Origin of the sequence: Nostoc favosum CHAB5714, from assembly GCF_020829495.1 — a bacterium.
In the GTDB taxonomy this organism is placed as follows: domain Bacteria; phylum Cyanobacteriota; class Cyanobacteriia; order Cyanobacteriales; family Nostocaceae; genus Nostoc; species Nostoc favosum.
In genome coordinates, this window is sequence record NZ_JAIVFQ010000002.1 from 24296 (window position 1) to 37219 (window position 12924).

The window sequence follows — 12924 nt, forward strand, 5'->3', positions numbered from 1 at the left end:
ATTAGACAATGATTAATAGTTCTTCTCCCCCTGCCTCCCCTGCTCCCCCTGCTCCCCCTGCTCCCCCTGCTCCCTCTGCCCCTCTTCCACGGTAGTGCAACCCCAGTATAAACTTCTCTAGAAAATGCCCTACAGACGCCAGCAAGGCTTTTGTGTTACAATTTTGGAGTGTTTTTACTTTTATTTGCCTTTCGGCGATTTCAACCTCACGCATCAGGAGAGTTTACATGACGAGCAGTTACAGTGCCGATCAGATTCAAGTTCTGGAAGGTCTGGAAGCCGTCCGCAAAAGACCAGGAATGTACATCGGTACCACTGGGCCGCGAGGACTCCATCATTTAGTTTACGAGGTGGTGGACAATTCAATCGATGAGGCTTTGGCGGGTCATTGCACTCATATAGAGGTGGATATCAACGCTGATGGTTCAGTGACTGTAACAGATGATGGTCGCGGTATTCCCGTCGATACTCACTCGCGCACCGGAAAATCGGCTTTGGAAACCGTAATGACGGTACTGCACGCCGGTGGTAAGTTTGGCGGCGGTGGTTACAAAGTTTCTGGAGGATTGCACGGGGTTGGTATTTCTGTTGTTAATGCCCTGTCAGAGGTTGTAGAAGTTACAGTTTGGCGAGATAAAAAGGTTCATATCCAACGCTATGAACGCGGTATCCCAGTTAGTGAACTGCAAGTCAAGCCTTACAAAGAAGCTAGAACTGGAACTTCTGTTACTTTTAAGCCAGATACCCAAATATTCACTACTAGCATTGAGTTTGATTACATCACTTTATCAGGTCGCCTACGGGAATTGGCGTATCTGAATGCAGGTGTCAAAATTACCTTTACTGACCACCGTCTTGAATTACTAAAAAGCGATACACCGAAAGTAGAATCCTACAATTACAAGGGTGGTATTAAAGAATATATCGCTTACATGAACCGCGAGAAGCAGCCACTGCATGAAGAAATTATCTATGTGCAGGGGGAACGCAACAATGTACAAGTGGAAGTCTCATTGCAATGGTGTACTGATGCTTACACAGATAATGTTCTAGGTTTCGCCAACAATATTCGTACAGTAGATGGTGGTACGCACTTAGAAGGGTTGAAAGCAGTTCTGACTCGGACATTAAATGCGATCGCTCGCAAACGCAATAAAATTAAAGAGAATGAACCTAACCTCAGTGGCGAACACGTCCGCGAAGGTTTGACTGCGGTAATTTCGGTTAAAGTCCCAGATCCAGAATTTGAAGGACAAACCAAGACCAAACTCGGTAACACTGAAGTTCGAGGGATTGTTGATTCTTTGGTAGGAGAAGTCCTCACCGAATACCTAGAATTTCATCCTGCTATAGCAGACTCAATTTTAGATAAAGCTATCCAAGCTTTCAAAGCCGCAGAAGCAGCCCGTCATGCGCGGGAATTAGTTCGGCGCAAATCCGTACTGGAATCTTCGCCATTACCTGGTAAATTGGCAGATTGCAGTTCTCGTGATCCCAGCGAATCTGAGATATTCATCGTGGAAGGGGATTCAGCCGGTGGGTGTTACATTGGTAGTACGCTAGTAGCATTAGCTGATGGACGTAATCTTAGCCTTGAAGAAATTGTTACCGAACAGGCGATGGGAAAGGAGCATTTTTGCTACACAATCAGAGAAAGTGGGAATATTGGGATAGAAAGAATCATCAATGCCCGAATGACAAAGGCCAATGCCGAAGTCATCAAAATTACATTAGATAATGGGGAAACCCTAATCTGTACACCGGATCACCTACATATGTTGCGAGATGGCAGTTATAAGGCAGCAGAATTACTGACTCCAGAAGACTCGCTCATGCCTCTACATCGTCAGATATCGCAGAAGAATGAAGGGGGAACGGGACTTATTGGCTACGAAATGGTTTGGAATCCATTGAATGATAAGTGGATTTACACTCATTTGCTGGCAGATTTTTACAACCTTGAGCATGGTGTCTATAAGTCGTCAGATGGCAGCGATCGCCATCATGTTGATTTCAACAAACTCAATAACAACCCGACAAACATCAAGCGGATGTATCGTGAAGTACACTTAAATCTGCATCGCCAACACCTGAAAAAAACATTACATCGACCAGATGTAATTGAAAAGAGCCGCCAAATTCATCAGAGTCAGGAATTTCGGGCCAAGATGAGCCAAAGAATGCAGCAGCCCCAAACGCGACAGATTTTGTCACAACAGGCTAAGATGCAATGGGCTTCGACAGCTTACAAAGCCTATATGACTGGCAAATGGCGCGAGTTTTATGACAATAACGAAACTTATCGTCAGCAAAACCGCGAACATCTCAATCAAGCACAGCAAAACTATTGGAATGACGAAACCAATTGTTTAGCTCAAGCTCAAAGAGTTAGCAATTATTTTGCTAATAACCCAGAGGCGCGTGAAACTCACTCACTTATAGCCAAGCAACAATGGCAAGATGAGGCTTTGTTGGCATGGCGGCGAGAAAAAACACAGGAACAATGGACGCCTGAATTCCGTACCAAACGCCACGCTGCTTTACAGCGAACCTACTATCGCAAAACTATTGCTGCTCTCAAGCAAATCGAAATTGAACAAGGTGCGCTTGAATTAGATGCTTATCAAGCTTACCGTCTACAGACACGAGACAAGTCTCTGTTAAAGTTCGATACGTTCTGTAAGCGCTACTTTGAAGATAATCAAGCTCTTGCTTGTGAAGCAGTTGCTAACTATAATCATCGCGTTGTTTCTATAGAACGCTTAGAAGAAAAGGTAGACGTTTACGACATTGAAGTTCCTCATACCCACAACTTTGCTTTGGCAAGTGGTGTATTTGTCCATAACAGTGCAAAACAAGGACGCGATCGCCGCACTCAAGCTATCTTGCCTCTACGTGGTAAAATTCTCAACATTGAAAAAACCGACGACGCCAAAATCTATAAAAATAACGAAGTTCAAGCGTTAATTACAGCACTCGGTTTAGGTGTCAAAGGTGATGAATTCGATTCCACCCAATTGCGTTATCACCGCATAGTCATTATGACGGATGCTGACGTAGATGGGGCGCACATTCGGACTTTGTTGTTAACATTCTTCTATCGATATCAACGAGCGCTCATCGAACAAGGCTTTATTTATATTGCTTGTCCCCCACTCTATAAAGTAGAACGGGGACGTAATCATGAGTACTGCTATAGCGATCGCGAAAAAAATCAAGCGATCGCCAAATTCCCTGCTAACGCCAACTATACCATCCAACGATTCAAAGGTTTGGGTGAAATGATGCCACAACAACTCTGGGACACCACAATGAACCCAGAAACCCGCAAAATGAAGCAAGTCGAAATTGAGGACGCTGCCGAAGCCGATCGCATCTTCACAATTTTAATGGGCGATCGCGTCGCCCCCAGACGAGAATTCATCGAAACCTATGGTTCTAAACTCAACTTTACCGATTTAGATATCTAATATCAATTCTCTGACACGACTCCAATAATTTGTGACATTGGTAATGGGTGATACGTTTTCACCCATTACCTTTTTTATATCTAAAAATTGCCATAAAAACTACCTCTTTTGGATGACGACAAACTACGAAACATATAAATCTTTTGTATTAATATTTTTCAGACTACAAACTATGTCGTTAGATGAGTGACTATATCCATAAATTCAATAAGTATTGTTAATATCCTATTTAACTGGATTCTGCACAAAGCTATGAAAGCGAGCAAAGGCATAGTAGAAATATTGTTCAATATTATTGGCATAAGTAGCTTGATTGCTCTGTCTGCCTGCGCTCAACCTGTCGAAACTCCTACAGTAACTGTCCCTCCTGTCACCCCAACTCCTACTGCCACCATTGCCACCCAAAATTTAGCAGAACTGGCAAAGTCAGCAGCCAGTCAGGGACAGTTTCAAACCCTCATCCGAGCAGTGCAAGCCGCAGGCTTAACTGAACAACTTTCTGCACCAGGCCCTTACACAATATTTGCACCTACTGACGCCGCTTTCTCTGCTTTACCACGCCAGTCGTAGGTCAGTGCGACATAACTACAAAAATTCTCAATTTTTCACTTAGTCAACAACCATATAATTTGCTTATTGTCAATATTTTACAAAAGTTCAATCTTATAGTGTTAGCTAAACTACCAACTTTATGGAAGTTTAGTTAAGATAATACTCTTTGCACTGACTGGCTGATTTATTTTGTCTACCAGCTAGAAACACATTTGTTATGCTTTAAGAAAATAACTGAATCTCATCTATCAAACAGCAATTAATAAGTATTTTAAGGATTTCTCATAATAAGATGACAGAAACTTACCGAAACAAAAGTATTGAAGTTTACAGCATACTTACGTAAATCAAGTTTGTAACCAAATCATCAGGCAATCTTCTGTCTTTCTCCTTCTTCGAGGTAATGCCTACTGGAAGCGGACACCATCTGGCAGCAAACTTGTTAATATCTTCATGTACTGCCGTAGCGATCGCTATTGTATCGGATGTATCCAATAAACTTTTGCCTTAAATAAGACTATACTGGCGAGTTCGCAGGACAAATTCTTTTTGTATTGATTAAAATATCCTTGTCTACAATAAGAAAAGTTTGTCAAGTTTCATAGGGCTGAAATCGCCACAGTGCGCTAACGTGTGAATAAGACCAAATTAGTTAAACCTAAATTGATCTCCTATCAGGTCGATTCTGCCACAACCTCAACTCCTCAGTTAAGGTAATTAGTACGCAGAAGGTTAACTGCTTCAAGGCAAACACCATCACCCTTGTTGTATTTACCCAAGGTCAATACCCGCTTAAGTCTAAGGAATGCGTAATTTGTGAAGGAAATGTAAAAATGGGTAAATTAAGACGAATCGTCTGAGTTAACATAAAATTCACTCTTCCTAAGTAATGAATGTTGTGTAAAATACATGAAATTCGGCAAAAGCAAACGTACTTACTTTGTAATGTAATAAGAGGGTCACTGCAATTGGGAAAAGTGGAGAAAAATTTAAGGGTATAACTCCCGTTTTTAATGTCTTTTTGGTAATAGTGGCTAATAATTGCTTTAGAAGTTCATGATTAATACACAAAAAGAGTGCAATTTCTGTGAAACAGGCTACAATCGGAAGAGTCTTTCTAGGAAAATCTGCCAACAGTCTGAACTTATTAGTATAGAGTGGCAAATTTTTTGATAAAGACGAGTCTTTTTTTTGACTAGTTAGTTGAAAGCACTGTGTGATAGCAACACACATAACATTTACTAAGATGAGCAAGTCACTTTTAGTAATCGCTTAAACTAAAGTAAAAAACCTCCGACCGGAGGTGTAAAACGTCCGAAAATATCTTTGGCAAATCGGCCAAAAAGCTTATTTTCGGTTGATGAATAGCTCGTTTAAAAGAGCAGTAAACACATCTTGAGTAATTGATTCTGCAAGGAGCATGAGGAACGCGGCATGAACCAGGCTAACAACGTACTCGAAAGCATATATCAGCCTGACCTAGAAATAATAAATCAGCCTGAGCTCGAGTTAGAAGAACTCTTAATAGACGATGAAGAGGACTTGCTGATCATCGATGAAGGTGACGAGGAATTTTTAGAGCCTCAGTCTGATGAGGACGACGCAAAGTCTGGAAAAGCCGCTAAATCGCGTCGTCGGACACAAAGCAAGAAGAAGCACTATACCGAAGATTCAATTCGGCTTTACTTGCAAGAAATTGGTAGAATTCGGCTGTTGCGGGCAGACGAAGAAATTGAATTGGCGCGGAAAATAGCCGATTTGCTGGAATTAGAGAGGGTGCGCGAAAGACTCTCAGAACAGTTAGATCGCGATCCTAGAGATAGTGAATGGGCAGAAGCAGTACAATTACCTTTGCCAGCTTTTCGTTATCGCCTCCATGTTGGTCGCAGGGCGAAAGACAAGATGGTGCAATCTAACCTCCGTCTTGTAGTTTCAATTGCTAAGAAGTACATGAATCGTGGTTTGTCGTTCCAAGACTTAATTCAGGAAGGCAGTCTCGGTTTGATTCGTGCCGCTGAAAAGTTTGACCACGAAAAAGGTTATAAGTTTTCTACATACGCTACATGGTGGATTCGTCAAGCAATTACCCGCGCGATCGCAGATCAATCCCGCACAATTCGCCTTCCAGTTCACCTTTACGAAACCATCTCTCGGATTAAGAAAACTACCAAGTTACTGTCTCAAGAAATGGGTCGCAAACCCACGGAAGAAGAAATCGCCACTCGCATGGAAATGACCATTGAGAAGTTGCGGTTTATTGCTAAATCCGCCCAGTTACCCATTTCATTAGAAACACCCATTGGTAAAGAAGAAGATTCTCGATTGGGCGATTTTATTGAATCCGATGGTGAAACGCCAGAAGACCAAGTTTCCAAAAATCTTCTACGCGAAGACCTTGAAAAAGTCCTCGACAGTCTAAGTCCTCGTGAACGCGATGTTCTCAGACTGCGTTACGGCTTGGATGATGGTCGGATGAAGACTCTTGAGGAAATCGGACAGATTTTCAACGTCACCCGCGAACGCATTCGTCAAATTGAAGCGAAAGCACTCCGCAAGTTACGCCACCCAAATCGTAACAGCGTTCTCAAAGAATATATTCGGTAGTCAATTAGTCATTAGTCATTAGTCATTGGTCATTAGTAAATAAACAAAAAACAAATGACAACTGACTAATGACAAAACAAATAAAAAACCTGGTAGTGAATTAGCACTCCAGGTTTTTTTATTTATAGGTCATCTTAGATATTAAAACTTAAACTTACAGGATGCCCCAAAAATGTAGAAAGCCTTGACCAGAAAAAAGCTCAACCAAAACGGCTGCCAAAAAGCCGATCATTGCCAAGCGACCGTTCCAAATTTCTGCTTGTGGGGTAAAGCCCCAACGCCAAGCGTTGCGATCTTCAATTACAGGAGTAGTTACTTTTGTTGTAGTTGCATTTGTCATGGTTCGGACTCCAAGCTTAATTTTTAAGGTTTATTGCCTTATGTAAACTAATATAACAAATATTTTTATAAAGGCAACATTTTTTATACTTTTGTTTCCATAGCTTGACATGAACAATAGGAATTAATAGGAGCTAAAACATCTATCTTTGGATACAACTATAGGACTTCTACCATTTCACGAAAATCTTGATACATATAGATTTTCCGTAAAGGCGCACAGCTAGCTGTGCATTGGTGTCAACTTAAGAAGATACAGCCCAAATTTGTTGGGTGTAAGCGTCAATCAGTCGATGGCGCTTACGCCTTGTTTTGACTTTTATTTTCTAAAATTATGGATAAAATCATCTCTTTTGTCTGAAAGTCTTGTCTAGCAAGGATTATTGTTGTTTTCTCTATAGAGAGTGATGGAAGAGCGATGATATGATGTCCGGGTAATTAAGCATAATAAATACCCGGAACCTCACCCCAGCAAAGCTAAGCTTGAGCTAACCTCCCGAAGAGTGGGGAGGGGTTGAGGATGGGGTTCTTTTATTATGGGTAATTTGGTGGACATGATATGAACAGTCGAATTTACGTTTTTTAGCATCTTCGCATAAAGCTATAAAACAAAATTAAATACCGCCTAAATCGTTTTAGACGGTATTGTGAATCTTTGGGTTTTTAAGATAGTTAGAGTTAAGAGTTATGGATTATAAGTTGTAGTTGTAAGCAATTCTTATCCATCATTGATCGCTCCTAACTCCTAAATCTCTATCTTCCTACCCCTACATATTGGAATCCAGCCCGTATCATTGCTTCGGGGTCAAGGAAGTTACGACCGTCGATGATAACGGGGTGGGCCATCAATTTTGCCATCTTCACGTAGTCGAGAGTGCTGAACTGCTGCCATTCAGTGACGAGTACCAATGCATCGCAGCCATCAGCTAGTCTTTCGGCATCTGTTTCTACTAGCACACCAGAAAGACCATGACGCATACCTGTTTGGGAAACAATGGGGTCGTAGGCTTTAACTTTGGCTCCTAGTCGGTTTAGTTGTTCAATTAAGTTGAGTGCTGGAGCATCGCGCATATCATCAGTATCAGGCTTGAAGGTCAGTCCGAGTAGTCCGACTGTTTTGCCTTTGAGAATTTTCAGAACTTGTTGGAGTTTTTCCAAAGCAATCAATCGCTGGCGTTCGTTGACACTGACAGCAGATTTCAGTAGCTGGGCTTCATAGCCATAATCATCAGCAGTGTGAATCAGGGCGGAGACATCTTTGGGAAAACAAGAACCACCCCAACCAATACCAGCTTGTAAAAATTTGTTACCAATACGGGAGTCTAGACCGATACCTTTGGCTACTTGGGTGACATCAGCACCGACGCGATCGCAAATATTAGCAACTTCGTTAATAAAACTAATCTTAGTGGCTAAAAAAGCATTAGCGGCGTATTTAATCATCTCCGCCGAACTCAGGTCTGTTGCCAAAATTGGCACAGGGGGTAAAGATTGATCGTCAGCGTACTTGCGTTCTACAATTGGGGCATAAAGTTGTCGCATTAAGGCTACTGCTCTTTGACTATTGCCTCCTAGTACAATGCGATCGGGGTTGAAGGTGTCGTGAACTGCCGAACCTTCGCGCAAAAACTCTGGATTGCTGATTACATCAAACTCGGCTGCAAACTCAGGTAATTTCTCATCACTCGGCACCCCACCTGCGGGTACTAATGTTTTCTGCCGTTCAGCAACACCATCTAGAACAAGCATCCGCACCCAGTCACCTGAGCCAATGGGTACTGTAGATTTATTCACTATGACTTTATAACCACCATTGAGATTTTCACCAATCCCACGGGCTACAGCTTCAACATAACGAGTATCACTTTCACCAGTGGGTAAAGGTGGCGTTCCCACAGCAATAAACAGAATTTCGCCGTGGGAAACTCCAGCAGCGAGATCGCTAGTAAAATGAATTTTCTCTGTTTGAATGGCAGACTGGATAATTTCTGAAAGTCCCGGCTCAAAAATTGGGGACTGCCCAGACTTCATTAACTTAACTTTTTCTTCGTTGTTGTCTACGCAAATTACATCATGCCCAATATGAGCCAAGCAAGCACCTGTAACTAAACCAACGTAACCAGTACCAATCACGCAAACACGCATTTTTTAACTCCTCACTTTTTTGGGGTTAGTCTTTAAAAAGAAGTATCAAGATGAGACTTAAACACTGGCAGTCAACTCAGCCACCAAGCATACTAGTACAGCGCTGCGTAAATCAAGCTACCATTTTAAAACTTGCAAAAAGCTTGATATACAAAACTTTTGACTTTTGACTTCGCCTTGCGGAACTAGCTACCGATAAGGTGAGCCTGGATGAAATTTAGAGCAACGCTAGGTGCTGCTTAGGTGGTTGAATTATTTTCATCGCTTTGAATGCGATCACGAAAATCTTCTATTGTTAGTTTTAACCCCTCTTGCAGAGGAATAGTCGGTTCCCAATTTAACCAAGTTTTTGCCTTTGTGATATCAGGTTGGCGACGCCGGGGATCGTCCGAAGGTAGTGGCTCGAATTTAATCTGTGCGTCTGGGTTAATCATATTTTGCACTGCTTGTGCCAATTGCAAAATCGTATATTCACCAGGATTTCCCAGATTTACTGGCCCTATGTAATCGCTATTCATTAGGCGAATGAATCCTTCGACTAAATCGGAAACATAGCAGAAACTACGAGTTTGTGAACCATCACCGTAAACGGTTAAAGGATTACCCCGCAAGGCTTGAACTATAAAGTTGCTCACCACCCGGCCATCATTTTCTAACATTCTCGGCCCGTAGGTGTTAAATATCCGAACAACTCGAATATCAACTTTATTTTGCCTATAGTAATCAAATGCTAGAGTCTCAGCAATTCTTTTACCTTCGTCGTAGCATGAACGTATCCCAATGGGATTAACGCTACCCCGATACTCTTCGGGTTGGGGATGAACTTCTGGATCACCGTATACTTCACTGGTTGAAGCCAAGAAAAACCTAGCTTTCACACGTTTAGCCAGCCCCAACATATTGAGTGTTCCCATCACGTTAGTTTTAACGGTTTTAACTGGGTTGTACTGGTAATGTACTGGTGAAGCAGGACAAGCTAAATGATAAATTTGATCCACTTCTAACCGAATTGGTTCGGTAATATCGTGGCGGATCAGTTCAAAGTACGGATGACCTAACCATTTAAGGATGTTCCGTTTGTGACCAGTGTAAAAATTATCCAAGCATATTAATTCATGCCCATCATTCATTAGTCGGTCGATGAGATGGGAACCAATAAACCCAGCACCACCCGTCACCAAAATTCTCATAGTTTCCCAGTTACTTACAAATATTTTCAGTAGCTATTGCACTTACTTTTAGATTACCCAGGTTGGGTACAAAAATACAAAACGAAAAAAAGAACAATGTTCAAGCAAAAAGTCTTGTTGAATTTACCTATTTTTCTACGGTTATAGTTTTATTATTTTTTACTTGCTTCCTTAATAATTTAACTAGTAAAATAACAAAAATTGTCAGTCTTCCACCTAAAGTTCATCAAATCTTCAACAATATAAAGTGTTTTTACGGCTACTACTGTTTTCAATTGGATGTAGGAATAGGTTGACACTTTCCACAGTTTAAGGGATTACAATTACCCATATTTGCTTCATATCATACAGCAGAGGTAATGCTAGTAACCGTCTTAGACATAACTAAATTTGTGGTTTGAGTGCGTTGCGGTTCTCCAAGCATGACAATGGAGCAGGTGAGTTGTCTGGCTAACTGAGTTGTGACATCGCTAATGGCTAACCCTCCAGGGCTGGTACGATTACGTATAAAAGGTAAAACTACTAGATCATATAATCGTGCTGCCTGCAAAATTGCTTGAGCAACATTTTCATGAGCGATAATTTGAATTTCTGGGGCATTGGTCAAAGCCAATTTAGATACCAATAGGGAGAGATGCGATCGCCTCCAAGCAATTTTACTAGAACTAGTGCGGCGATCGCACACATTCAGTACAGTAATGTGGCTCTGATTTGCCTCTGCCAGCATCTGGGCAAATTGTACAGGCTGTAATGTAGGTGCTGTTAAGTTTTCTACTGGTACTAAGATACGCTGAATTTTTTTCGGTGATTCTACTAGACGTGTTACCGCGACTGGACAATGGGATGCCCAAAGCACACCATCAATCACATTCCCAAATAAACGCGCTCGCAACCCAGTCCGTTTACCCCAACCCATAACGATTAAATTAGCCTTTTGTTCACGAGCCGCTCTGCTTATTCCTTGAGCAAACGCATCATCAATTCGCAGCATTGGCTCTGCGGCCACGCCCAATACTCGACTGTGTACCGTGGCTTTGGTTAATAATTGCTCACTCCGTTGTAGAGACGCTTCTAACTGCGGTGCATCCATTTGAGCAGTGGCATTAGCGATCGCAAGCGGTATAATTTTGCCCTTAGACTGACGCGCTAATAATGCCGCCATTTCAATCAAATACTGCTCGGTGTGAGGATTATAGACAGGTACGACTATAGTAAAAGCACTGTCTGTCCCTGGTGCGTTTTGGTCAGGTAGGGGGGGGGCTGGCTCTCCGGCGGTTGCGGAATTCAAACCAACAGCTATTCTACTAGTGAGCAACGGCCCCAAGGTTGATGTGACAACCATTAAGACAATGACGCTGTGTAATACTTCTAGTGGCAGCAACCCAGCCCGGTATCCCACTAACGTTGCTGCTAACGTTGTACCAACCTGGGGAAGTGATAGCGACCAGATGGTTAGCATTTCTTGCCACTTATAGCGGTAAACCAGTTTTGTGAAAAAAGCTGCAATCAATTTACTGGCAATCAAACCGACTATCATCAACAGCGTTAACTTGAGCGTGTCTAGGTTGTTCACAAAGGCGGGTAGATTGATCGTTAAGCCAAGGTCAACAAAGAAAATCGGAATGAATAGCACACTGCCAATAAATACCACCTTTTCTTTGACTGGGCCTTCCCCTACAGCTTCATTTACCGCGAAACCCGCTAAAAAGGCACCAACAATTTTCTCTATCCCAATCAATTGAGCGCCCACAGCCGCCAGAAACACAGAAAGCAACACAAACAAAAACTTGTTTCCTTCGTCGTCTCCAGACCGTTTGAAAAATTCTTTGCCTGCCCAATCAAAGCCTGTGACAACGGCTACAGAGTAAATAATTAACCAACCCGACAAGGTGAGTAGTTTAGCAAAGCTGAATGCTCCAGCATCAGCGACGGCTACACAAAGGGCTAAGATAAGTACTGCGCCAATATCTGTAAAAATCTTAGCTCCAATGGTGACCGTAACAGCTTCGTTGTTGACCACTCCCAAACGGCTGATTATGGGATATGCCAAAAGAGTATAGGAAGCGAATAAAGAGCCAATTAATATTGAAGTATTCCAGCCATAGCCTAAAATCAGCCCTACTAAAGTTCCCATCACCAGGGGTAGAGTGAAAGTTAAGCTAGCAAACCCGAAGGCACGACTTTTTTGCCGGCGAAACTGTTCTAGATCAACTTCTAGCCCTGCGACAAACAGCAAGTAAATTAACCCAATGTCTGATAGCAGGTTAATCATCGGCGAGTCCGACTGAAATAGATTCCAGCCTGAGGGCCCGAGTACTAGCCCTGAGAAAAGCAAACCCACTAATCCTGGTAATCTTAGCCGCTCAAACATGATGGGTATAACTAAGATAACCACCAGCAAAATAGCAAAGGGAACAATTGGTTCCTTGCCAAGAACTTCGGAAGTTGGCTCCAGAGCAAGAACTTGTGATATGAGTTCCATCATGTAGGAATTGAAGGGGCTATGGTAAAACGCGATTACCTTGGGGCGATCGCTTAATCGATATAAATAGATAGAGAAGCCACCTGAGCAAAAATCAAATAAATCAAATATATTAACTTACACTAACTAGGCAATTGTCTCA

Annotated in this window: 9 protein-coding genes; 3 read left to right on the forward strand and 6 right to left on the reverse strand. The window is 42.2% G+C overall.

Going from position 1 to position 12924, the window contains the following annotated elements:
* Window position 1: 1 nt before the first annotated feature.
* Window positions 2-214 carry a hypothetical protein gene (locus LC586_RS01695; protein WP_229482661.1) on the reverse strand — a complete coding sequence of 71 codons (213 nt, stop codon included), beginning with the start codon at window positions 212-214 and terminating at the stop codon, window positions 2-4.
* An 85-nt stretch (window positions 215-299) separates the two neighbouring features.
* On the opposite strand from LC586_RS01695, the gene gyrB reads away from it, so the two are divergent.
* The gene (gyrB, locus tag LC586_RS01700; RefSeq protein WP_438822868.1) at window positions 300-3470 is read left to right on the forward strand and encodes a DNA topoisomerase (ATP-hydrolyzing) subunit B; all 3171 of its coding nucleotides are present in this window, start codon (window positions 300-302) and stop codon (window positions 3468-3470) included.
* Window positions 3471-3722: 252 nt separating this feature from the next.
* Window positions 3723-4040 (forward strand): fasciclin domain-containing protein, encoded by a 318-nt coding sequence (locus LC586_RS01705; RefSeq protein ID WP_438822865.1) that lies wholly within the window; start codon window positions 3723-3725, stop codon window positions 4038-4040.
* Window positions 4041-4349: 309 nt separating this feature from the next.
* On the opposite strand, the gene LC586_RS01710 is transcribed toward LC586_RS01705, so the two are convergent.
* On the reverse strand, window positions 4350-4517 hold the full coding sequence (locus LC586_RS01710) for a hypothetical protein (RefSeq protein WP_229482663.1): 168 nt from the start codon (window positions 4515-4517) through the stop codon (window positions 4350-4352).
* Window positions 4518-5456: 939 nt separating this feature from the next.
* Here LC586_RS01710 and rpoD point away from each other — a divergent pair.
* The gene (rpoD, locus tag LC586_RS01715; protein ID WP_100898539.1) at window positions 5457-6626 is read left to right on the forward strand and encodes an RNA polymerase sigma factor RpoD; all 1170 of its coding nucleotides are present in this window, start codon (window positions 5457-5459) and stop codon (window positions 6624-6626) included.
* A gap of 154 nt (window positions 6627-6780) precedes the next feature.
* On the opposite strand, the gene LC586_RS01720 is transcribed toward rpoD, so the two are convergent.
* The 4 genes from LC586_RS01720 to LC586_RS01735 form a co-directional block, all read right to left on the reverse strand.
* Window positions 6781-6966, reverse strand: a complete 186-nt coding sequence (locus LC586_RS01720; RefSeq protein ID WP_109009401.1) for a CAB/ELIP/HLIP family chlorophyll-binding protein — start codon at window positions 6964-6966, stop codon at window positions 6781-6783.
* A 752-nt stretch (window positions 6967-7718) separates the two neighbouring features.
* Window positions 7719-9110 (reverse strand): UDP-glucose dehydrogenase family protein, encoded by a 1392-nt coding sequence (locus tag LC586_RS01725; RefSeq protein ID WP_229482664.1) that lies wholly within the window; start codon window positions 9108-9110, stop codon window positions 7719-7721.
* A 239-nt stretch (window positions 9111-9349) separates the two neighbouring features.
* The gene (locus tag LC586_RS01730; protein WP_100898600.1) at window positions 9350-10300 is read right to left on the reverse strand and encodes a UDP-glucuronic acid decarboxylase family protein; all 951 of its coding nucleotides are present in this window, start codon (window positions 10298-10300) and stop codon (window positions 9350-9352) included.
* Window positions 10301-10643: 343 nt separating this feature from the next.
* Window positions 10644-12782, reverse strand: a complete 2139-nt coding sequence (locus tag LC586_RS01735) for a cation:proton antiporter domain-containing protein (protein WP_229482883.1) — start codon at window positions 12780-12782, stop codon at window positions 10644-10646.
* Window positions 12783-12924 lie beyond the last annotated feature (142 nt).

Bases quoted from the DNA above. Each gene is read 5' to 3' on its own strand.
- LC586_RS01695 (WP_229482661.1), bottom strand. From the start codon at position 214: ATGCGTGAGGTTGAAATCGCCGAAAGGCAAATAAAAGTAAAAACACTC.
- gyrB (WP_438822868.1), top strand. From the start codon at position 300: ATGTACATCGGTACCACTGGGCCGCGAGGACTCCATCATTTAGTTTAC.
- LC586_RS01705 (WP_438822865.1), top strand. From the start codon at position 3,723: ATGAAAGCGAGCAAAGGCATAGTAGAAATATTGTTCAATATTATTGGC.
- rpoD (WP_100898539.1), top strand. From the start codon at position 5,457: ATGAACCAGGCTAACAACGTACTCGAAAGCATATATCAGCCTGACCTA.
- LC586_RS01720 (WP_109009401.1), bottom strand. From the start codon at position 6,966: ATGACAAATGCAACTACAACAAAAGTAACTACTCCTGTAATTGAAGAT.
- LC586_RS01725 (WP_229482664.1), bottom strand. From the start codon at position 9,110: ATGCGTGTTTGCGTGATTGGTACTGGTTACGTTGGTTTAGTTACAGGT.
- LC586_RS01730 (WP_100898600.1), bottom strand. From the start codon at position 10,300: ATGAGAATTTTGGTGACGGGTGGTGCTGGGTTTATTGGTTCCCATCTC.
- LC586_RS01735 (WP_229482883.1), bottom strand. From the start codon at position 12,782: ATGGAACTCATATCACAAGTTCTTGCTCTGGAGCCAACTTCCGAAGTT.